Consider the following 506-nt stretch of genomic DNA (forward strand, 5'->3'; position numbering starts at 1 on the left):
ATCCGGCCCTCCAGCCTGGATACCGGGAAGAATCCCATCGAGGATACCTGGGTAGTTATCAGCAATCATGAACTGCGACTTTGCACCTCCCGACCCGCCTTTACCAATGACTGCGCGTGGGACACCATAGACCTCAACCAAACGCTCCTTCACCATCATCGCGGTCTCGGCAGACAACGTGGAATTGCAATTGTTTGCCCAAACATTGAGCGTAGAAGACGCCACCGCGTAACCTTGACTCAGTTCGTAGAGGCTAGTCTTGTAAGTGCCACCTAAAGCCGTTGCTTGACGATAGCCCGGATTACAACCGCCACCGAATGGATAAACGACCTCGCCATTCCATCCCGCCGGGCGCGTGAAAGGCGTTAGAGGAGAATCCTTTACAGGATCATGCAAAATCGCCGTCTGGTATATACCGCGATTTATCGTTCCGGTTTCAACTCGAACGATAAAGTTAACGGAGGATCCAGTCGATGTTGTCGTCTTCGCAACATCAGGTGGTGTGG

1 protein-coding gene is annotated in these 506 nt (G+C 52.6%); it reads right to left on the reverse strand.

The genetic code is table 11. The features are described 5' to 3' along the window. The coding region (locus RCF13_RS06825; protein WP_308141004.1) for a DUF6351 family protein at positions 1–506 on the reverse strand (506 nt) is incomplete at both ends.

It is taken from the genome of Stenotrophomonas maltophilia group sp. RNC7 (genome assembly GCF_030910085.1).
GTDB classification, from domain to species: domain Bacteria; phylum Pseudomonadota; class Gammaproteobacteria; order Xanthomonadales; family Xanthomonadaceae; genus Stenotrophomonas; species Stenotrophomonas sepilia.